This window comes from Pseudomonas sp. LB1P83 (assembly GCF_054897885.1).
This window is the reverse complement of the sequence record NZ_CM142709.1, coordinates 3,210,265-3,230,246: the sequence shown is the minus strand read 5'-3', so window position 1 is coordinate 3,230,246 and position 19,982 is coordinate 3,210,265. Positions and strand designations below refer to the sequence as shown.

Genomic DNA, 19,982 nt, shown 5'->3' with positions numbered 1-19,982 from the left:
TTTCGGCGAGAGGCGTCCCCCGAGGTTCTATAACAACAACAATCGGAGACCTATCTCATGAGCCAGGAACTGCGGCTTATTCGTCGCATCACGCTGAAACTGATTCCCTTCCTGATCCTGCTGTACCTGATCGCCTATGTGGATCGCTCCGCCGTAGGGTTCGCCAAGCTGCACATGGGCGCCGACATTGGCTTAGGCGATGCAGCCTATGGTCTCGGCGCAGGGTTGTTCTTCATTGGTTACTTCCTGCTGGAAATCCCCAGCAACCTGATGCTTGACCGCTTCGGCGCCCGGCGCTGGTTCGCACGGATCATGGTCACCTGGGGCGCCATTACCATCGGCATGGCCTTCGTCCAGGGGCCACACAGCTTCTATGTCATGCGCTTTCTGCTCGGCGCGGCCGAAGCCGGTTTCTTCCCGGGCGTTCTCTACTACATCACCCAATGGTTCCCGGTTCGCCATCGCGGCAAGATCCTCGGGCTGTTCATCCTTTCCCAACCCATCGCGATGATGATCACCGGCCCGGTGTCGGGCGGTTTGCTTGGTATGGACGGCATCCTGGGTCTGCATGGCTGGCAGTGGCTGTTCATCGTCATCGGCACCCCGGCGATCCTGCTGACCTGGCCGGTGCTGCGCTATTTGCCGGATGGCCCGCAGCAAGTGAAATGGATGGACCAGGCCGAGAAAGACTGGCTGACCGGCGAGCTGAAAAAAGACCTCGAGGCATACGGCCAGACCCGGCACGGCAATCCGCTGCATGCCTTGAAAGACAAGCGCGTGTTGCTGCTGGCGCTGTTTTACCTGCCGGTGACCTTGAGCATTTATGGCCTGGGCCTGTGGCTGCCCACGTTGATCAAGCAGTTTGGCGGCACTGATCTGGTAACCGGTTTCGTGTCATCGGTGCCGTACATCTTCGGGATCATTGGTTTGCTGATCATTCCGCGCAGTTCCGACCGCCTGAATGATCGTTACGGCCACCTCGCCGTGCTTTATGTGTTGGGTGCCATTGGCCTGTTCCTCAGCGCCTGGTTGACGGTGCCGGTGCTGCAACTCGCGGCGTTGTGTCTGGTGGCGTTTGCGCTGTTTTCCTGCACCGCAGTGTTCTGGACCTTGCCGGGTCGTTTCTTCGCCGGCGCCAGTGCAGCGGCGGGGATCGCGTTGATCAACTCGGTGGGCAACCTCGGTGGTTACATCGGCCCGTTCGTGATTGGGGCGCTGAAGGAATACACCGGCAACCTGGCCTCGGGCCTGTACTTCCTGTCGGGTGTGATGGTGTTCGGGCTGGTGTTGACCGGCGTGGTGTATCGGTTGCTGGAGCGCAAGCATGTGCTGTCGGCGGACCAGTTTGCGGCGAGTGCGCGTGGCGCAACCCGTACCTGAGGATTTACACCGATCCATTGTGGGAGTGAGCCTGCTCGCGATGACTGACTCACATTCACCAATGGAGTCGACTGTCAGATCGCTATCGCGAGCAGGCTCACTCCCACATGGGTTTTGCGGTGTGTTCGAGTTTTGTTTAAAGGAGAAAATCCATGCGTTTAGTGCAGTTCGAACTGAGTAACGGCGAGCGTCGAGTAGGCGTGGTCGATGAGGGGTTGATCCGCGAAGTGCAGGACGCGCGCACGGTTCGGGACCTGGCCCTGGCGGCGATCGAGGCGGGCGTCAATCTGGAGCAGCAGGTGAAAACCCTGGGCCTGGGCATTAGCCATGACTACGCTGAGTTGCTGGCGCAACTGCGAATCCTCCCACCACTGGATCACCCGGATCCGGCGCACATGCTGGTCAGCGGCACCGGCCTGACCCACCTCGGCAGCGCGTCGGCCCGGGACAAAATGCATCAGCAGGTCGGCGACGAAGCGGCGATGACCGACACCATGCGCATTTTCAAATGGGGCGTGGAGGGCGGTAAACCGGCGGCCGGCCAGGCTGGTGTGCAACCGGAGTGGTTCTACAAGGGCGACGGCAGCATCGTCGTGCGCCCAGGCCAGTCATTCCCATTGCCGCCCTTTGCCGAGGACGCGGGTGAAGAGCCTGAACTCAGCGGCCTCTACGTGAACGGCCACGATGGCAAACCGTATCGCCTCGGTTTCGCGGTGGGCAACGAGTTCTCTGACCATGTGATGGAGCGCAAGAATTACCTCTACCTGGCGCATTCGAAACTGCGCAGTTGCAGCTATGGCCCGGAACTTCGCGTCGGCCCGTTGCCGGAGCATCTGGCCGGCACCAGCCGTATCCTGCGTGACGGTGAGGTGCTGTGGCAGAACGAGTTCCTCAGCGGCGAGGCAAACATGTGCCACAGCCTGGAAAACCTCGAGTACCACCATTTCAAGTACAGCCAGTTCCTGCGTCCGGGGGACGTGCACATTCATTTCTTCGGCACCGCGACCCTGTCCTTTGCCGACGGCATCCGCACCCGACCGGGTGATGTGTTCGAGATCAGTCAGGCCGAGTTCGGCGCGCCGTTGATCAACGGGATTGCACCGGTTGAAGCAGCGTTCGAGCCCGGCACCGTCGGCACCCTTTAAGGAGAAATGCATGACCCGGATTCTTGGTCACAACTACATCGCCGGCCAGCGCAGCGCTGCCGGCACCGTCAAACTGCAAAGCGTCGATGCCAGCACCGGCGAAGCCTTGCCTCATGATTTTTTCCAGGCCACGCCTGAAGAAGTGGATGCCGCTGCCAAGGCAGCCGCGGCGGCTTACCCGGCCTATCGCAGCCTGAGCGCCGAACGTCGCGCGCAATTTCTCGATGCGATTGCCGATGAGCTCGACGCCTTGGGCGATGACTTCGTCGCTGTGGTCTGCCGCGAAACGGCATTGCCTGCCGGGCGTATTCAAGGCGAGCGCGGGCGCACCAGCGGCCAGATGCGCCTGTTCGCCAAAGTGCTGCGTCGTGGTGATTTCTACGGCGCGCGGATTGATCAGGCATTGCCGGATCGCCAACCGCTGCCCCGTCCGGACCTGCGCCAATACCGCATCGGCCTCGGGCCAGTCGCCGTGTTTGGTGCGAGCAACTTCCCGTTGGCATTCTCCACGGCGGGCGGTGACACCGCGTCGGCGTTGGCCGCTGGTTGCCCGGTGGTGTTCAAGGCCCACGGCGGCCACATGGCCACCGCTGAGCAGGTGGCTGACGCGTTGATACGCGCAGCGGAAAAAACCGGCATGCCGGCTGGCGTGTTCAACATGATCTACGGCGGCGGAGTCGGCGAAGCGCTGGTCAAGCACCCGGCGATTCAGGCGGTCGGTTTTACCGGTTCGCTGAAGGGTGGTCGTGCGTTGTGCGACATGGCTGCAGCACGTGCGCAGCCAATCCCGGTGTTCGCCGAGATGTCGAGCATCAACCCGGTGATCGTGTTGCCGCAGGCCCTGGACGTTCGCGCAGACACCGTTGCTCGCGACCTGACCGCTTCGGTGGTGCAGGGTTGCGGTCAGTTCTGCACCAATCCCGGTCTGGTCATCGGTATTCGCTCTCCGCAGTTCACTGCGTTCGTGCAACAGGTTGCGGGGTTCATCGGCGATCAGCCGGCGCAAACGATGCTCAATGCCGGGACCTTGAGCAGCTATGGCAAAGGCTTGCAAAAGCTCCTCGCTCACCCGGGCATCGAGCATCTGGCCGGTAGCCCACAGCAGGGCAATCAGGCGCAACCGCAACTGTTCAAGGCTGACGTCAGCCTGTTGATCAATGGCGATGAAGTCTTGCAGGAAGAAGTGTTCGGCCCGACCACAGTGTTTGTCGAAGTCGCGGACCAGGCGCAGCTCAGTGCCGCGTTGAACGGCCTGCACGGGCAATTGACGGCGACGATCATTGGCGAACCCGCAGACTTCGAGCAGTTCGGCGGGCTGACGGCGCTGCTGGAGCAAAAGGTCGGACGGATTCTGCTCAATGGCTATCCGACGGGCGTTGAAGTCTGCGACTCAATGGTCCACGGCGGGCCGTATCCGGCGACTTCCGATGCGCGCGGCACGTCGGTGGGCACGTTGGCGATTGACCGTTTCCTGCGTCCGGTGTGCTTCCAGAACTATCCGGACAGCCTGTTGCCGGAGGCGTTGAAGAACGCTAACCCGTTACGAATCCAACGCCTGGTGGACGGCAAGCCCTCCCGCGACGCCCTCTAACCGCCGAGCACATAAACCCCTGTAGGAGTGAGCCTGCTCGCGATAGCGGTCTATCAGTCAAAAATAATGTCGACTGACACGCCGCTATCGCGAGCAGGCTCACTCCTACATTTGTTTTGGGTTGGATGTGAGGTGTGTGCCAGACATAGACCCACCCTCACATTGAGCTATCATTGCGTCTTTCCCATTCAAAGATTGACTGCCATGACTGCCCCAACCGACACCTTGCTCGCCACCCTCGAACACTGCGATATGGTGGAAATCGACGGGCTGCACGCCTTCGAATTCTCCCTCGATGAAGACGACAATCTGCACATCGAATGCCTCGACGGCCGCGTGTCCAAGCACTGGGAGTTCACCCTGGCCGAAGTCGAGGCCGCGACCTTCGATCCGACTCTGCAAAGCTGGCTGATCACCGGTGATTCCGGCGAGCACCGCTTGGTGTGCATGACCGCGTTCCGCGGTGATGACGACGAGGAAGAAGAAGGGAATCTGGATGCATAAGCTTTGGCCGCTGTTGATCGCCGGCAGCATTGGCGCAATGGGCATTGAGGTGGCATCCGCCGACGACTATCAGTTGCTGGTCGGTTCCTACACGGCGGGGCAGAGCCAGGGCATTTATCGCCTGAACTTCGACAGCGCCACCGGGCAGATCAACCCCAAGCCGCTGCAAGTGGTCACCAGTGAAAACCCGTCCTGGCTGACCGTCTCCAAGGATCAGCAGCGCCTGTTCGTGGTCAACGAAAACGGCCCAGGCCAGAAAGATCCGGTCGGGCGCGTCAGCAGTTATGCGATCGACCCCAAGACCCACGAGCTAAGGCTGATCAATCAGGTGCAGAGTCTGGGCAACGAGCCAACGCATTCGAGCCTCAGCGGTGATGCCAGCCATTTGTTCGTCAGCAATTATTCAGTGGCTGAAGACCCGGGTGGCACGCTGGCGGTGTTGCCGGTTGGCGCTGATGGCAAGCTCAAAAACGTGGTGCAGATGAGCAGTCACCCGTCGAGCAGGGTTAACCCTGAGCGGCAGATGTCGGCGCATGTGCACTCGACGGTTTCGTCGCCGGACGGCCTGTTTGTGTTCTCCAATGACCTGGGTGCAGACAAGGTCTTTGTCTACCGCTTCGATCCCAAGGCGAACCCGCAGCTGCCGCTGGTTGCAGCCACCCCGGCATCCGTCCAGTTGCCACCCGGCAGCGGACCGCGTCATTTGTTGTTCAGCGCCGATGGCAAACATGCCTGGCTGACCATGGAAATGAGCGCGCAGGTCGCGGTGTTCGATTACCAGAACGGCAAGCTTGAGCAAACCCAGAGGGTTGATCTGGCGGCGGGTCAGCCTGTTTCCGACAAGGCAGCCGCTGCGCTGCACGCATCGGTCGATGGCAAGTTCCTCTATGTCAGCAACCGTGGCACCGCCAATCAGTTGCTGGTGTTTGCCATTGATCCTGCGACCGGCCACCTCAAAGAGTTGCAGCGTCGTTCGGTGGAAGGTGATCACCCGCGCGAGTTCAGCCTCGACCCGAGCGGCAAGTTCTTGCTGATTGCCAATCAGAAGAGCAACCAGATTGTCGTCGTTGAACGCGATACCAAGAGCGGCCTGCTGGGTAAAACCGTGCAAAAGCTGCCGATGGATGCCCCGAGCGACCTCAAGTTCCTGGTGCGTCAATAAGCCGCAGGCCCCGGTTGATAGGGCCTGCGTCCTTGTATTAATGAGGCTGATATCTGCTAATGCTACAAAAGATTTCAAGGCGCCGACCTCGAAGGTTAAGTTTGCTTCACGGCCCCACCGGGCAAGCAAGCCAACTGAATCCGAGGAATACCGCCATGAACTTCAATCTCTTCTCCATCATCGCCGCTTCTGCCATCTCTGCCACCGTTGCTCTGCCAGCCAGCGCCAACGTTGAAATCAGCGACAAAAAATCCCACGCCCAGAGCTACACCCAGAAATACCTGCAACAGAGCGCCAACTTCTACGCGGCGCTGGATCACAAGACCCAAGCCTGAAATTCCAGCCCTGCACCTTTTATGCAGGAGCGAAGTCACTTGCGCCGATCAAGCTGAAAAGCTTCGAGAAACCTGAGTGATGTCGCTCCTGCATAACGCGTTTACGACAGCATCACATAGCCACTAATCAAGCGCTTGATATCACATGGCTACGCGCTTGGATTTGACGCTGAGTTTTTGACTCCTTATCTAATACCAAGGATCGACAGCATGGCGATGCGTCTGGCAGTAGTTCTTCTTTTTCTCTATTCCACCCCATTCTTTCGGCTGTCCAGCCCGTTCCAGACGAGCCGGACGCGGCCCGTGAACGCTTGATGAGTTTTATTGAAGACTGAAATAGACCGGCTTAATGATTAACGAAGCTGATGGTTACTATGGATAACCCTGAGTGGTTATCACAGCTTTTTTGATCGATTCTGTGGGCTCTGAAACATGCCCACGGAGAACACCATGGCCAGCTCAATCATCACTTCTGCCAAATACGGCGCCTACCTGGCCATAGGTCTTTACGTGGCCCTGGTACTGGTCGTCAGCCTTTCGGCTCAGTTTCAACACACCTTTGACGCACCGATTCAGGTCGCTTATCCCGCCATCCAGTTCGAACACCGCGCTCAAAGCGTGATGGTTGAACACGCAGACTTGGCGGGAGTGGAAGGGGCATGAAAGGGGGCAAACTCTGGGTCATCGCCTTCCTGGCGTTCATGACCAATGGCTCTTCCCTGTTAGGGATAGGGCAGGGCTCGGCAGGTTCCGTCGCACGGTCCATCGAAGCCAATCACAACCTTGCGCGAGACATTGAAACGGCGAAAGCCTTGGGGCTGCTGGCAGGCAATCCGCCTATCAAACGCCAGGACGATTTTTTCGGACCGTTCCAGGTTGATTGCTCGGTACTCGAAATGTGTGAAGTGTTCGCCTGAAACCGTCCCCTGTAGGAGCGAGGCTTGCCCGCGAAGGGGCCCGTAAGACCGCTAAAAGCTTCGCGGGCAAGCCTCGCTCCTACAATGTGCCGGGGCGCAGGAGGTTGATTATTTCTTCATGATTGATGTGAACAGTTCTGATTCCAAAAAACGCTGCAACCAAACCTGCAACCGCACATAAGGCGTCTGCCCGAACCACTCGCGATCGACATGGGCGAATTGCCGTATGAACGGCATCAACGCCACATCCGCCAGGCTTGGATGCTCGGCCAGCAAGTAGTCGCGCCCCTCCAGCAAATCATCTAGCTTGCGCAAGAACACCTCACCCGCAGCGCGATAGGTTTCCATCGGCTGCTCGGGGTAACGCTCGGCGTACTTGTAGCGATTCAGATGCACCTTGAACGCCTGATCGTTCTGTTCAATCAGCGCGGCGATTTGCGCTTGTCCAGCAGGATCATCCTTGAGCAACCAATCCTGCGGATCGTTCTGCGCCAAGGCCCAGCGCATGACCGCCAGGCTTTCATCGATGACCTGACCGTCGACACTCAACACCGGGACCGTGCCCTTGGCCGATAGCGCGAGCATCTCGGCGGGCTTGGCCTTCAGGCTGACTTCGACAATCTGTACCGCAACGCCCGAATACCGCAGGGCCATGCGCGTTCGCATGGCATAAGGGCAGCGGCGAAACGAGTACAGCGTGCTCATTTCACCTCCAGAGTGCTCAAGCCGTTGCCCTGGCGGTGGACCTGAATCTGCACCGGAATCCGCTCATGCATTTCCTGCACGTGGGAAATCACCGCGACCTTGCGGCCCTGGGCTTGCAAACCATCGAGTGCATCCATGGCCAGTTGCAGGGACTCAGGATCGAGGCTGCCGAAGCCTTCGTCGATGAACAGCGATTCGATTTTCAGTGTGCTGGAGGCCATCGACGCCAGGCCGAGCGCCAAGGCCAGCGACACCAGAAACGTCTCGCCGCCCGACAACGAATGCACCGAACGCAGCTCGTCGCCCATTTCGGTGTCCATCACCAACAACCCGAGCATGCTGCCACCGCGTTTCAGGCGATAGCGCCGCACCAGTTGCCGCAATTGCACGTTGGCGTGATGCACCAGCAAGTCAAGGTTGTAGGCCTGAGCGATCTTGCGGAACGTGTCGCCGGTGGCCGAGCCGATCAACGCATTCAAACGTGCCCAGCGCTGGTATTCGCTGTAGGCGTCGGCGATCTGCTGTGCCAGGGCCTGATTGGCGTTCTGCCGACGCTGATCCTCGGCCTGTTCGGCACGCAGTTCGGCGCAACGGTGTTCGCTGGCGGCGAACAGGTTTTGCAGCTCCGTCAGGGCCGTGGCGAGTTGCTCGGCGTCGAGGTTGCCATTGTGTTGCGCCTGGTGATTGAGCAGGCGCTGATCGCGTTCCTGCAAGCGCACGTTGGCCTGTTCGATGGCTTTTTCGCTTTGCTGCAATTGCTGCCGCAGCTCGCTGACCTGTTGATCGTCGATGCTCAGCAGTGCTTCCAGCCCGCCATCGTCCAGTTCCGGATGCAAGGCGCGCCAGTCGGCAATCTTTGCGCTCAGCTCGCGGTCCTCGGTTTCCAGGGCCAGCAGACGCTCCTGTTTGGCTTTGAGTTCGGCGGCTAATTCGACTAACCGCGTGCGCACGGTTTGCAGTTCCTGATTGGCCGTTACCTGAGCATTGCGCGCCTGTTCGACGGCGTGATCGAGTTGCTGCTGCCATTGTTCGGCGCTGCTGTGTTCGCCGAGCAGTTCGGTCAGTTGTTGCTGGCAAGCCTGTTGTTGCTCGGCGAGGACGGTGAACTGTTGCTGAGCCGCTTCCAGCGTCTGGACGCGGGCCAGTTGGCGGTCCTGTTCTTTTTCCAGCGTCTGCTGGCGCTGTTGTTGTTCGCCGAGCTCATCGCGTTGCTGGTCGAGTTGCTCCAGGCGCTGGGCGATCTGCCGGTCGAGCTGCATAAAGGTCGCGGCAGGTTCGTTGCGCAAGGCCTCCAGCGTCTCGGCCGGGAGCAGGGTGCTGAAGGCGCCCAACTCTTCGTCCAGGCGCTGGCGATCACTGCTCAGCTCACGCTGCTGATTGCTCAGGTGCTGAGTCGCTTGCTGGCTCGCTGCTTCGGCACTGCGCAGTTGCTGTTGAAGGCGAGCAGCGTCGTGTTGCAGAGTGAGCAGGGCGGTTTGCCGGTGTTCATCCTGGGCGATGCTTTGGTTCAACTGGCTATTTTGCTGCACCAGCCAACTGTCGCGTTTGCTCGCGTCCTGAGCCAGCAATTGGGTCGATAACGGATGCGCTTCGAGGCTCGGTGTCAGGCCTTGTTGCTGGGTGGCGAGTTGGTCCTGTTGCTGCAACAGTTCTTTTTGCTGAGCGATCAAGCCGCCGACTTCGCCACGCAAATCGGTGAGTTTTTCTTTCAGCAGGTCAACCGCTTTCTGTGCGTTGGCCTGCTCGCTTTCATCGTGGCGACCGAGGCTTTGCAACAACGCTTCGGGCTGATGGTAAGGATGGTCGAGGCTGCCGCAGACCGGGCATGGCTGATCGTCCTGCAGCTGTCCTCGCAGTTCTTCGACGCTGGCGCTACGGGCCAGACGCTGACGTTCCAGCAGTTCGCGAGTGACGGTCAGGGTCTGTTCGGCGACAACCAGGTCGTTCTTGGTCTTCACGCCGTCCTGGGTCAGGCGATCACGTTCCTGCTGGGCGTTGAGCTGGCGTTGCGAAAGCTCCGCGCCGCGCTTGTCGATCTCCTGCTGACTGGCCCACAACCGCGTCAGTTCTTCGAATGCTCGCAGTTGTTTGCGGTTGTCCTGCAACAGATTGCCGAGCAGTTGGATCTGTTCAGCCACGGCCTCAGGCTCGGCACCCGCTTCTTTGTAGAGCACTTCCAGATGCTGCTTTTGAGCAGTCAGTTCCTCGCCCGCGCGCGCGGCGCTGTGCTCCAGGGCGGCCAGTTCAGCCTGGCCCTTGTTCAAGCGATTACCGATCAGCATCAGCTGTTGCAGGCGATCACGATAGGCGTTCCACGCTTCGCTCAACGGCGCCAGGTGCATGCTTTGTTCAAGCTCTCCGGCAATCCGCTCCAGACGTGCAGCCACCTGCTTTTGTTGTTCGAGCAGGCCTTGAATGGTGTTCTGCCCTTGGGTGCTGGCCAGTTCCGCATGTTGCTTGAGGTCTGCACTCGCACTGGTGTCTTTGACCAGTCGGGCGAGGGTGCTTTGCGCTTCAAAAGCCTGTCTTAGCAGCGGCGCTTTGGTGGTGTGTTGGCTTTGGGCTTCGACCAGCGCAGTTTGCGCAGCAGTCAAACTCTGTTCGAGTTGCGCCTGACGTTCGTTCAGCTCGGCTTGCTGCTGGGTGTGCTGCTGAATCTGCGCCGCCAGCGGAGTGAGCTGGGCCGTGAGTTCGGTCTTGCGGGCGAACTGGTGGCGTTGCGGGGCCAGTTGTTCCAGGCGCGTCAGCTTCAAGCGTTCGCCGGCCAGGCTTTCCCAGTGTTGCCGGGCGCCGTTCAGTTGCTCGACGGCGCTCTGCTGGTCATCTTGTATCTGGCGCAGCTCCTTGAGCCAGGTGTGCTGCAACTCAAGCTGTTTGAGCTGCGCTTGCTGGGTCTTGAGTTGTTGTTGCGCCTCGTTGAAGCGCTCATCCAGCTCGGCCCGGGCTTCGGGTGACAGCGGCGTTACGCCCGTGGCTTGATCCTGCAACAGCTTGTGCGCTTCGCGGGCATCTTTGGCTTTGTCGAAAGCGCGGCGACCGAGACGGGTATACAGCGCCGTGTCGGTAAGTTTCTCCAGCAGTTCGCTGCGTTCGTTGTCGTTAGCCTTGAGGAAGGCGCTGAACTCGCTCTGGGCCAGCAGCACGGCGCGGGTGAACTGTTCGAAGTTCAGGCCCAGCACGGCTTCGAGCTGGGTTTTGAATTCGACTTTCTGACTGGCCAGCAGTTGATCCTGATCGATGTCGCGCAAACTCTGGCGGCTGGCTTGCAGCTTGCCGCCGGCCTTTTCGCGAGCACGATTGGCTTCCCAGCGTGCGCGGTAACGGCGGCCGTCGATGCCGACGAAATCCACTTCGGCATAGCCTTCGCCGGTGCCACGGCGCAGCAAGGTGCGCGGGTCGCCGGTACTGATTTCGCCGTCGGCATCCGGCGCTTTGGCCGACACCTGAGCGTTACTCAAGCGCGGTACGGCGCCAAACAACGCAAGGCACAAGGCGTCGAGCAATGTGCTTTTACCGGCGCCGGTCGGCCCGGTGATCGCAAACAGGCCGGCGCTCGCCAGTGGCTCAGCGGTGAAATCGATTTCAAAAGGCCCGGCCAGGGAGGCGAGGTTTTTCAGGCGGATCGCGAGGATCTTCATGGTTGTTCGCTCTCCATCTGCACGTCCTGCAACAGCTCGGCAAAGTCCTTCAGCGTTTGCTCATCGACCTCGCTGCCGTAGCTGTCCTGCCAGGCGCGGCTGAACAATTCCTGAGGCGTGAGCTGGTCCAGTTCGATCAACGTGGTGCCGTCATCGACGCCCTCGCGACTGCCGTTGCCGGCGTACTCGGCAGCGATGCGCACCAGGCGCACGGCTTTGCCTTGCAGGGCGGTTTCTACTTGATGACGCAGATCGGGTTGCGGCTCGTCCAGACGCACACGCACTTCCAGCCATGGCTGGCGCTGGATGTCGGCCAGCAAGTCGATGTTCGGCAGCTCGGCCAGCAGCAAGAGGATTTCGGCCAGGGGCGCCGGGCCGATGCGTTGCAGGTTGACCGCGCGGGGAATCAGTTTCGGTTCGACGCTGACCAGGGTTTCACCGTCGAGCACGACGTCGAGAATCTGATGCTGATAACCGATTTCGGAGAACGACAACGGAATCGGCGAGCCGCTGTAGCGGATGCGTTCTTCACCGTTGACCTTCTGCGGCTTGTGCAAATGCCCCAGCGCGACGTAGCTGATGCTTGGCCCGAACAGGCTGGCGGGCAGGGCTTCGGCATTGCCGATGATCAGGCTGCGCTCGGAGTCTTCCGAGACGGAGCCACCGGCCATGTGCGCATGGCTGATGGCAATCAGCGCCTGGCCAGGCTTGCGTTTGGCATTGGCCGCTTCGATCAGCCATTCGTGAACCTGACCGATGCCGCGCAGGTAGTTGTCGCCCAACTGCGCGCCGGTCACTTCGGCGGGCCGCAAAAACGGCAGCGCCAGGCACCAGCCGGCAATTTCACCGCTGGCATCCGGCAATGGCAGCAACAGCCGTTCGGCATCCAGTTGGCCGTCATCCAGCCACAGCACACGCCCGAGCGCGTGGGTGCGCAAACGGCGCATCAACGGCGCAGGCAGTTCGATCCGAGAGCCGGAGTCGTGGTTGCCGGCGATGATCACGATGGTCAGCAACGGTTGCTGCTCGTGGGCGCTGACGATGAATTCGTAGAGGCGTTCCTGGGCTTTGACCGGCGGGTTGACCGTGTCGAAGATATCGCCGGCGATCAACAGCACATCGGGCTGGTCGAGCTTCAGCTGGCGCAGCAGCCATTCAAGAAAGCAGGCGTGCTCGAAATCGCGTTCCTGGCCGTGCAGGTTCTGCCCAAGGTGCCAGTCGGAGGTGTGAAACAGACGCAAGGCGAACTCCGTAGGAAATAAGGTAATGGCCGCGTGGAAAATGAGGGCGGCGAAAGGGGAGAGAGTTTACGGGTAAAGCGACACCAAACCTACCGCAGGAACTGGTCGCCAGCGATGGCTGCCTCAAATCCAGCCCCAACCTCAAGGGCCTCTTCGCGGGCAAGCCTCGCTCCTACAAGACCGTGGGGGCGCGAACCCTTGTAGGAGCGAGGCTTGCCCGCGAAGACGGCCTTGAGGACGGCGCGGGATTCAGGTTCGTTTCGCCAGCAAGCCGGCTCCTACAGGGATTGGGGTTATTTGGGGTAAAGCGGCGGAAGGCCGCTATCCCCCACCGGATCCTGAACCCGCTCGGCAATCGGGATTGCCTTGATCGCCCGCCACAATTCTTCGCCTTGCCAATGCTGCCCGGTTTCGCTGTAGAGCGCGCCGTTCAGGCCGTCCAGCGCGTCGGACAGCGGCACGAAGCGGGCGGCCATGTCGGCGAGGGTTTCCGGTTGTTGCCGGGCCCAGGCGTCGAGGGCCTGGCGGGTGGCGTGGGAGTCGTTGGCCTGACAGGCACGCTTGAGGTCGTCGAGGACGGTGCGCGGGCTCGGGCCGGTCTGAGTGGCACGCAGGACAGCCGGTTGCCAGCGACCGCGCCACCAGAGACCGAAGCCGAGCAGGGTGGTGCAGGCCAGGATCAGGGTGCTGAGTTTCCAGCGCCAAAGGATTTCGCTGTCGACGCCGGCATTTGCTTGCGCAGTATTCGCCGGCGTATCGACCACCATGCTCGGATTGCTCGCCACTTGCAGGCTTCGGGCCGGCAGGCTGCTGTGTTCCAGGTGATCTTCGAAGGTGTTCCACCAGACCACTTCCACCGCGGGCAGCTCGATTGCGCCACTGCGGCCTGGTACCAGCGCTTCGCGATCTTCACGACTGCCGATCAAGCCGCGCTCGGTACTTTGGTTGCTCAGCACCGGTTGATCCGGGTAGCGCCGCAGGCCGTTGGCGTCGGTGGCGGGCAGCGGCGGCAGTTGAGAGCTGGCCAGGCCTTCGGCCTTCAAGGTCAGGCTGCGTGTCAGCGAGTCACCCACCTGCGCATGGTCCGGCTCCGGGTTCCAGCTTTCGCTCAGGCTCAGGCTGCGGGCCGGCAGCCATGGCAGGTCGGCAGGGTAAGTAATGGGTTTGGCCTTGACCGTCAGCAGAATCGGGGACGAGCTGACGCGCATCAGTTTTCCGGATTTCGGCACCTGGGTGGCGGCGTCCTGGGCGGGCTGCACGTCCACAAGCGTTGCACTGAATAGCTGCGCCGGAATGGTCAATTCGCCGCTGTGTTGCGGGTAGATCGCATAGCGCATTTCGATCACGCCATGACGCAGATTGTTGATGACTTTCTCGTAAGTGCGCGACTCGCCCAGTTGTTCGATGCGCGCATCGGGAATCTGCAACGGAGTCAGGCTGCTGTCGTCGTACAGCGATACCGAATGGTAGATGCGCAAGGTCAGGATGGCCTGGGCCTGCACATACACGCTGGACTGGTCGAGGCTGGCATCGATGAACACCGGGGCCAGTTTGTTCGTGGTGTCCTGGGTTTCGCTCTCGACCACTTGCACGGTGATCGGCTGGCTCTGCACCTCGCCCAGTTGCAGCGATGGAATCGTCACGCTGCCGTTTTCCTTCGGCAGCAGGGTGATGATCCAGCGCGTGGTGGCGCGATTGTCACCGTTGAGGGTGGTCAGTTGGTTGACCTGGCGGGTGCCACGCACTTCGAACAGCGGTTCCAGCGGCGTCAGGTCAGGCTTGCCGAACTGCGTCACGTCGTTGGATTCCAGGGTCAGTTCGACCGTCTCGCCGGAACTCAGGCGACTGCGATCCACATTGGCGACCAGCGCCGCTGCCTGGGCCTGAACGGTGCAGAACAGCAGGGCGAGCATGAAAAGGGTGAAGCGGGTCATCGAGTTTTTTCCTGATCCTGATGTTGTTGCTGTTCGTACCAGAATTTGCGCCTGAGCAATTCACCCGGGTCATCCGGGATCTTGCGCAGCCATTGCTCCAGCGCCTGACGCTGTTCGCCATCGATATTGTCGCTGGCCGGACGCAGCGGTGGCGTGGTGGTTTGCTCATCGCCCAGTTCACTGCCCGGGACTTCATTGGTGCCCGGTTTCGGCGGCGTTGTGGCCTGCTGTCCGGTGTCCGGCGTGGTCTGCTCGGCGTCGGATTTTGGGTGGTCATTGTCCGCCGGTTGCGTGGCGGCACCCGGTGGCGGTTCCTGTGCGCTGGTCTCGGCGTCGTCATCGGCGGATTTCTGCGGCTCAGCCGGCGGTGCGTTTTTCTGCTTGAGCAGATTTTCTACCAGTGCCTTGTTGGTCTGTGCCGGGCGCAAATCCGGTTGCCGCTCCAGTGCCTGATCGTAAGCATCGAGCGCCGCTTCCAGCTCACCGCTTTTGGCCAGGGCGTTGCCACGATTGTAGTGGGCATGGGCGTCGTTGCCCTCGGCGAACCGCTGGGCGGCGCCGCTGTAGTCGCCGGCCTCGTAGAGCGCCACGCCTTGCCACTGCGGATCTTCAAAATGCTGCGAAGCCTTGGCCGGATGGCCTTGCCTGAGTAAATGCAGGCCCCGTTGATCGGGGCGCAGCCACAAGTCTTCGAAGTCGAAGGCATAGCTCGGTTGCGGCAGCAGAAACAGTAAAGGCAGACAGAACAACCAGCCACGGCGACCGGCGCACGCCGCCAGCAGCAACAGCGGCAGCAGCAACCAGTAACCCTGATCGGCCCAGGTGTCCAGACGCAAGGTCTGGCCATCATTGCGCAGCGAGCGTGGACCGTCGAGCAGGCCGAGCCCGCGCAAGTCGGCATCGCCCAGACGCGCCGGGCGATAGCGCCCGCCGAGTTCATTGGCAAAGGCTTTCAGGCTCGGACTGTCCAGGTGTGGTACCAGAATCGCGCCCTGATCGTCCTTGAGGAAACTGCCGTCCTCCTGGGCGACCGGCGCGCCTTCGGCGGTGCCGATTCCGAGCATCAGGAACTGGGTCGATTTTCTGTCCAGCGCCTGGCGAATGCCTTCGCGTTCCAGCTCTGTAAGGGTTGAGCCGATCAACAGGATCCGTCCTTCACCCAAATCACCCTGATCCAGCAGTGCCAGCGCCTTGGTCACCCCAAGATCGGCGCGATGGCCGGCCGCGGGCATCAGCGAAGGCTTGAGCGCGTCCAGCAGATTGCGGCTGGTCGACAGGTCATCCGACAGCGGCACCAGGGTGTGGGCGCTGCCGGCGTAGACGACGATTGCAGTCTGGGCGTCGCTGCGGATTTGCAGCAGGTCCAGCAGTTTGCGTCGGGCCTGTTCGAGCCGATTCGGCGCGACATCGGTGGCGAGCATTTCCGGGGTCAGCTCAAGCACAACCACCAGCGGATCGGCGGGTTTCTGACTGATTTGTTCGACGCGCTCCCAGCTCGGGCCCAACAAGGCCAGGACGGTCAGCACCCACGCCACGCCGAGGACGACCCACGGCAGCTTGCTGTCGCGACCGTTTCCACCGCTCAACAAGGCGGCGTGAAAGGCCGGTGGCAGGATCATCTGCCAGCGCCCGGCGCGTTTTTGCCGATGCCAGAGTTGCCAGAGCAGCCAGCCCAGCAACGGAAACAACAGCAGCCACCAGGGGCGGAACCAGTACGGCCACAGCGCAGTCATCGGCGCCTCCGCAGACGCAGGCGTTTAAGCCGCTGGCGCCAGTCAGGCAGTTGCGTTTGCAAAAACAGATCCTTGGTGAACAGCCGTTGCAGCGCGTTGTCCGGCCAACGCTCGCGCACCACCAGCAACATGCTCAGCAGCAGCGCCATCGCCAAAGGCCAGTGATACAACGCCTGCGCCGGGCGGGCCTGGGTCGGTTGCTGAGTCACCGGCTCCAGTTTGTCGAGTGTGTCCTTGATCGTCTGCAGCTCTTTGCCATCGTGGGCGCGGAAGTACTGGCCGCCGGTGGCTTGGGCGATGGCTTTCAAGGCCGGTTCGTCCAGGTCCAGGCTCGGATTGACTCCAAGAAAACCCAAGGTGCCACTTTGCTCCGGGTCGGCGCCAATGCCGATCGGGTAGATTTTCACGCCTTCTTTCGCCGCCAGTCGCGCCGCCGTGAGCGGGTCGATTTCACCGCCGTTGTTGGCGCCGTCGGTGACCAGAATCAGTACGCGGCTCTGGGCTGGACGCATGCGCAGCCGTTTAAGGGCCAGGCCGATGGCATCGCCGATCGCGGTGTTCTTGCCGGCGATGCCGATTCGCGCTTCGTCGAGCCACACCCGTACGGTGTGCCGGTCGAACGTCAATGGTGCTTGCAGGTAAGCCTTGCTGCCGAACAGGATCAGGCCGACGCGATCACCGTCGCGACTTTCAAGGAAATCACCGAGCAAATGCTGAACGAGTGACAGTCGGCTGACGTCCTCGTCCTGCCACTGCATGTCAGGGAAATCCATGGAGCCGGACACGTCTACCGCCACCAGCAGATCGCGACCACTGGCAGCGATTGGCAGCGGTTCGCCAAGCCATTGCGGACGCCCCGCTGCAATCAGCAACAACAGCCACAACAGAATGAACGGCGCTTGTTGACGCCAGGCCGGCAGGTTGGCGCGCGCGCGGCGGCGGGCCAAGCCTTCGAGGTCATTGAGGAAACTGACTTTGAGCGCCGGTTCGCCGCTATCGGCCACCGGCAGCAGGATGCGCATCAACCAGGGCAGCGGCAGCAGGGCAAAGATCCACGGCCAGGCGAACTCAAACATGTTTGCGAATCCAGGTATCGACGGCCTGGGTGAGGCCGGCGATGGCCTTGTCGTCGAGTTTGCATTCGGGTTTGTAGGCGCCTTCGACCAGCACCATCCAGCGGGTCAGGCCGGCGGCCGGGCAGCGGTTGTCGAGGAACGCCAGCCATTTGCGCCCGTTGAGGGTATGGCTCTGGCTGTAGGGGTAATGGTTGCGGCACAGGCGCTTGAGCAAGCCGTTGAGTTGCTGCAACCAGGCGCCGGCCGGTGCGCCGTCGTAGGGTTTTGGCAACCGCGCCAGTTCGGCGAGTGCGGCGATACGCACCGGGTCCAGCGGTTGTTCGGCGCGCACGATAGGGCGTTTGTTCGGAATGAATCGCCGCGCCTTCCACAGCCCGAAACCGATCAGCGGCAGCAACAACAGCAACAGCCACCAGCCGGGCGCCGGTGGCCAGAACTCGATGGGAGGCGGGGAGATCAGCGGTTGCAGTTGATCGAGGCTGCTCATCGACCTTTCCCCGGTTTCTGTGGGTTCAGATACTCGCGCAACTGCTCGACCATCTCGCTCTGGGTGCTCAGCGGCATCAGCAATACGCGCAGCTTTTGCGCGAGCAGTTCCCAGCGGGCGATACGCGCTTCGGCCTGGGCGCGGTAAGTCTGGCGCAGGTCAAAATTCAGCGTGTCGAGTTCCAATTGCGCGCCGCGCTCAGCGAAGCGCAGAAGCCCGGCGGCGGGCAGGGCGTGATCCAGCGGATCGGACAGCGGCAGCAACAACAAATCGCAATGGCGCGACAACAGGCTCAGCTGCTGTTCGGAACCTTCGGTCAAGGCGCGTTCATCACAGATCACGATCACCAGACTGCCGGGGCGCAGCACTTCCCGTGCACGGCGCAACGCCATGTTGAGTGAGTCGCGGTTCTGTTCGCTTTCGGCGTGCAGCGACTGATTCACCCGTACCAGACGGTTGAGCAGTTGCAGCAAGCTTTGTTTGCTGCGCCGGGGTTTGATCTCGTAGTGCTCGTTGTCGCCGAACACCAAGCCGCCGACCCGGTCGTTATGGCCCAGGGCCGCCCAGCCAATCAGGCTCGCAGCCTGGGCGGCGAGTACCGATTTGAACATCAGACCGGAGCCGAAGAACAGCCGGCGGCTTTGCTCGACCATGATGAAAATCGGCCGCTCGCGTTCTTCGTGAAACAGCTTTGTGTGCGGTTCCTGGGTGCGGGCGGTGACGCGCCAGTCAATGCTTCGCACGTCATCGCCAGCCTGATAGACCCGCACCTGATCGAAGTCCACCCCGCGCCCGCGCAGTTTGGAGTGGTGCAGGCCGATCAACGGACTGCGCTGGCTCGGCGTGGAAAACAGCTGCACTTCACGCACGCGATGGCGCATCTCGATCAGCTCGGCGAGGCTGACACGGATGCCCGGCTCGGGCGGCAGGAGGGCGTTCATCGGGGTCAAGCGACGGCTACGACGTCGAGAATCCGCTGGACCACCCGGTCCTGGTCAATGCCCGCGGCTTCGGCTTCAAAGGAAAGAATGATGCGGTGACGCAGCACATCGAACAGCACCGCTTGAATGTCTTCCGGGCTGACGAAGTCGCGACCGGCCAGCCAGGCGTGGGCCCGGGCGCAGCGATCGAGCGCAATCGAGCCGCGAGGACTGGCGCCGTAGGCGATCCATTCGGCCATTTCCGGGTCGAACTTGGCCGGGGTGCGCGTGGCCATGACCAGTTGCACCAGGTATTCCTCCACGGCGTCGGCCATGTACAAACCGAGAATTTCCTTGCGCGCGGCGAAAATCGCCTGCTGGCTGACCCGGCGCTCCGGTTTGGTTTCGCCGTTCAGGGCTTCGCCACGGGCCTGTTGCAGGATCCGGCGTTCAACAGCGGCGTCCGGGAAACCGATTTTCACGTGCATCAGAAAGCGGTCGAGTTGGGCTTCAGGCAACGGATAGGTGCCTTCCTGTTCGATCGGGTTTTGCGTGGCCATCACCAGAAACAGCGGCGACAGCTCGTACGTGCTGCGCCCGACGCTGACCTGGCGTTCGCCCATGGCTTCAAGCAGTGCGGACTGAACCTTGGCCGGGGCGCGGTTGATTTCGTCCGCCAGCACCAGGTTATGGAAGATCGGGCCTTGCTGGAAAACGAAGCTGCCGGTTTCCGGGCGATAGATTTCCGTGCCGGTAATGTCGGCCGGCAGCAGGTCGGGGGTGAACTGGATGCGATGGAACTGGGCTTCGATGCCTTCGGCGAGCTCTTTGATGGCTTTGGTTTTGGCAAGCCCCGGGGCGCCCTCGACCAGCATGTGGCCGTCGGCGAGCAAGGCGATGAGCAAGCGCTCGATGAGTTTTTCCTGGCCGAGAATCTGCGTTGAAAGAAAGGTTCGCAGCGCTAGCAGCGCTTCACGATGTTCCATCGATGACTGTTCCTGGAAAGGGTGACCGAAGACGTTCGAATAACGCCAGGGCTGGGGGCGTTACTTTAATCCATCGCGGGGGGCGGCGACTAACGGCATTTTGTGCAAAGTGTGGGAAATGGTTGGGGAAATTGTTGGAGATTTGTAGCCGGGGAGTGATTGGGTGGCTGTGCCGGCCCCATCGCGAGCAGGCTCACTCCTACATTGACGGTGTACGACGATCAACTG

17 protein-coding genes are annotated in these 19,982 nt (G+C 61.3%); 8 read left to right on the top strand and 9 right to left on the bottom strand.

Annotated features, from left to right (window positions below; all coding sequences use genetic code 11):
* The first annotated feature begins 57 nt into the window (after positions 1 to 57).
* From ACYZTY_RS14770 to ACYZTY_RS14735, 8 genes are all read left to right on the top strand, one after another.
* The gene (locus ACYZTY_RS14770; RefSeq protein ID WP_219097418.1) at positions 58 to 1,380 is read left to right on the top strand and encodes an MFS transporter; all 1,323 of its coding nucleotides are present in this window, start codon (positions 58 to 60) and stop codon (positions 1,378 to 1,380) included.
* Positions 1,381 to 1,532: 152 nt separating this feature from the next.
* Entirely contained in the window at positions 1,533 to 2,525 is a 993-nt protein-coding gene (araD1, locus tag ACYZTY_RS14765) for an AraD1 family protein (RefSeq protein WP_461959134.1), read from the top strand.
* Positions 2,526 to 2,535: 10 nt separating this feature from the next.
* Complete coding sequence (locus ACYZTY_RS14760) at positions 2,536 to 4,116, top strand: aldehyde dehydrogenase (NADP(+)) (RefSeq protein WP_461959133.1); 1,581 nt, start codon at positions 2,536 to 2,538, stop codon at positions 4,114 to 4,116.
* 204 nt (positions 4,117 to 4,320) lie between these two features.
* The gene (locus tag ACYZTY_RS14755; protein ID WP_461959132.1) at positions 4,321 to 4,620 is read left to right on the top strand and encodes a DUF5629 family protein; all 300 of its coding nucleotides are present in this window, start codon (positions 4,321 to 4,323) and stop codon (positions 4,618 to 4,620) included.
* Entirely contained in the window at positions 4,613 to 5,782 is a 1,170-nt protein-coding gene (locus ACYZTY_RS14750) for a lactonase family protein (protein WP_461959131.1), read from the top strand. Before ACYZTY_RS14755 ends, ACYZTY_RS14750 begins: the two co-directional genes overlap by 8 nt.
* A gap of 155 nt (positions 5,783 to 5,937) precedes the next feature.
* A complete protein-coding gene (locus ACYZTY_RS14745) occupies positions 5,938 to 6,117 on the top strand; it encodes a hypothetical protein (RefSeq protein ID WP_010459844.1) in 180 nt (59 codons plus the stop codon).
* Between the two features lie 450 nt (positions 6,118 to 6,567).
* Positions 6,568 to 6,780 carry a hypothetical protein gene (locus ACYZTY_RS14740; RefSeq protein WP_461959130.1) on the top strand — a complete coding sequence of 71 codons (213 nt, stop codon included), beginning with the start codon at positions 6,568 to 6,570 and terminating at the stop codon, positions 6,778 to 6,780.
* The gene (locus tag ACYZTY_RS14735; RefSeq protein WP_461959129.1) at positions 6,777 to 7,034 is read left to right on the top strand and encodes a hypothetical protein; all 258 of its coding nucleotides are present in this window, start codon (positions 6,777 to 6,779) and stop codon (positions 7,032 to 7,034) included. The genes ACYZTY_RS14740 and ACYZTY_RS14735 overlap by 4 nt, the downstream gene beginning before the upstream one ends.
* A 108-nt stretch (positions 7,035 to 7,142) precedes the next feature.
* On the opposite strand, the gene ACYZTY_RS14730 is transcribed toward ACYZTY_RS14735, so the two are convergent.
* From ACYZTY_RS14730 to ACYZTY_RS14690, 9 genes are all read right to left on the bottom strand, one after another.
* Positions 7,143 to 7,739, bottom strand: a complete 597-nt coding sequence (locus ACYZTY_RS14730; RefSeq protein ID WP_461959128.1) for a glutathione S-transferase — start codon at positions 7,737 to 7,739, stop codon at positions 7,143 to 7,145.
* Positions 7,736 to 11,377: an AAA family ATPase gene (locus tag ACYZTY_RS14725; RefSeq protein ID WP_461959127.1), complete on the bottom strand. Its 3,642-nt coding sequence runs from the start codon at positions 11,375 to 11,377 to the stop codon at positions 7,736 to 7,738. Before ACYZTY_RS14725 ends, ACYZTY_RS14730 begins: the two co-directional genes overlap by 4 nt.
* Positions 11,374 to 12,618 carry an exonuclease SbcCD subunit D C-terminal domain-containing protein gene (locus tag ACYZTY_RS14720; protein WP_461959126.1) on the bottom strand — a complete coding sequence of 415 codons (1,245 nt, stop codon included), beginning with the start codon at positions 12,616 to 12,618 and terminating at the stop codon, positions 11,374 to 11,376. Before ACYZTY_RS14720 ends, ACYZTY_RS14725 begins: the two co-directional genes overlap by 4 nt.
* A 293-nt stretch (positions 12,619 to 12,911) precedes the next feature.
* The gene (locus ACYZTY_RS14715) at positions 12,912 to 14,552 is read right to left on the bottom strand and encodes a BatD family protein (RefSeq protein WP_461959125.1); all 1,641 of its coding nucleotides are present in this window, start codon (positions 14,550 to 14,552) and stop codon (positions 12,912 to 12,914) included.
* A complete protein-coding gene (locus ACYZTY_RS14710) occupies positions 14,549 to 16,285 on the bottom strand; it encodes a tetratricopeptide repeat protein (RefSeq protein WP_461959124.1) in 1,737 nt (578 codons plus the stop codon). The genes ACYZTY_RS14715 and ACYZTY_RS14710 overlap by 4 nt, the downstream gene beginning before the upstream one ends.
* A complete protein-coding gene (locus ACYZTY_RS14705; protein ID WP_461959123.1) occupies positions 16,282 to 17,361 on the bottom strand; it encodes a vWA domain-containing protein in 1,080 nt (359 codons plus the stop codon). Before ACYZTY_RS14705 ends, ACYZTY_RS14710 begins: the two co-directional genes overlap by 4 nt.
* Positions 17,354 to 17,848 carry a DUF4381 domain-containing protein gene (locus tag ACYZTY_RS14700; RefSeq protein WP_461959122.1) on the bottom strand — a complete coding sequence of 165 codons (495 nt, stop codon included), beginning with the start codon at positions 17,846 to 17,848 and terminating at the stop codon, positions 17,354 to 17,356. Before ACYZTY_RS14700 ends, ACYZTY_RS14705 begins: the two co-directional genes overlap by 8 nt.
* On the bottom strand, positions 17,845 to 18,789 hold the full coding sequence (locus ACYZTY_RS14695) for a DUF58 domain-containing protein (RefSeq protein ID WP_461959121.1): 945 nt from the start codon (positions 18,787 to 18,789) through the stop codon (positions 17,845 to 17,847). The genes ACYZTY_RS14700 and ACYZTY_RS14695 overlap by 4 nt, the downstream gene beginning before the upstream one ends.
* Before the next feature lie 5 nt (positions 18,790 to 18,794).
* The gene (locus tag ACYZTY_RS14690) at positions 18,795 to 19,754 is read right to left on the bottom strand and encodes an AAA family ATPase (RefSeq protein WP_008150800.1); all 960 of its coding nucleotides are present in this window, start codon (positions 19,752 to 19,754) and stop codon (positions 18,795 to 18,797) included.
* Positions 19,755 to 19,982 lie beyond the last annotated feature (228 nt).

What these genes read in the sequence shown, in the direction of transcription:
- ACYZTY_RS14770 (WP_219097418.1), top strand. Translation starts at nt 58, where the DNA reads ATGAGCCAGGAACTGCGGCTTATTCGTCGCATCACGCTGAAACTGATT.
- araD1 (WP_461959134.1), top strand. Translation starts at nt 1,533, where the DNA reads ATGCGTTTAGTGCAGTTCGAACTGAGTAACGGCGAGCGTCGAGTAGGC.
- ACYZTY_RS14760 (WP_461959133.1), top strand. Translation starts at nt 2,536, where the DNA reads ATGACCCGGATTCTTGGTCACAACTACATCGCCGGCCAGCGCAGCGCT.
- ACYZTY_RS14755 (WP_461959132.1), top strand. Translation starts at nt 4,321, where the DNA reads ATGACTGCCCCAACCGACACCTTGCTCGCCACCCTCGAACACTGCGAT.
- ACYZTY_RS14750 (WP_461959131.1), top strand. Translation starts at nt 4,613, where the DNA reads ATGCATAAGCTTTGGCCGCTGTTGATCGCCGGCAGCATTGGCGCAATG.
- ACYZTY_RS14745 (WP_010459844.1), top strand. Translation starts at nt 5,938, where the DNA reads ATGAACTTCAATCTCTTCTCCATCATCGCCGCTTCTGCCATCTCTGCC.
- ACYZTY_RS14740 (WP_461959130.1), top strand. Translation starts at nt 6,568, where the DNA reads ATGGCCAGCTCAATCATCACTTCTGCCAAATACGGCGCCTACCTGGCC.
- ACYZTY_RS14735 (WP_461959129.1), top strand. Translation starts at nt 6,777, where the DNA reads ATGAAAGGGGGCAAACTCTGGGTCATCGCCTTCCTGGCGTTCATGACC.
- ACYZTY_RS14730 (WP_461959128.1), bottom strand. Translation starts at nt 7,739, where the DNA reads ATGAGCACGCTGTACTCGTTTCGCCGCTGCCCTTATGCCATGCGAACG.
- ACYZTY_RS14725 (WP_461959127.1), bottom strand. Translation starts at nt 11,377, where the DNA reads ATGAAGATCCTCGCGATCCGCCTGAAAAACCTCGCCTCCCTGGCCGGG.
- ACYZTY_RS14715 (WP_461959125.1), bottom strand. Translation starts at nt 14,552, where the DNA reads ATGACCCGCTTCACCCTTTTCATGCTCGCCCTGCTGTTCTGCACCGTT.
- ACYZTY_RS14710 (WP_461959124.1), bottom strand. Translation starts at nt 16,285, where the DNA reads ATGACTGCGCTGTGGCCGTACTGGTTCCGCCCCTGGTGGCTGCTGTTG.
- ACYZTY_RS14705 (WP_461959123.1), bottom strand. Translation starts at nt 17,361, where the DNA reads ATGTTTGAGTTCGCCTGGCCGTGGATCTTTGCCCTGCTGCCGCTGCCC.
- ACYZTY_RS14700 (WP_461959122.1), bottom strand. Translation starts at nt 17,848, where the DNA reads ATGAGCAGCCTCGATCAACTGCAACCGCTGATCTCCCCGCCTCCCATC.
- ACYZTY_RS14695 (WP_461959121.1), bottom strand. Translation starts at nt 18,789, where the DNA reads ATGAACGCCCTCCTGCCGCCCGAGCCGGGCATCCGTGTCAGCCTCGCC.
- ACYZTY_RS14690 (WP_008150800.1), bottom strand. Translation starts at nt 19,754, where the DNA reads ATGGAACATCGTGAAGCGCTGCTAGCGCTGCGAACCTTTCTTTCAACG.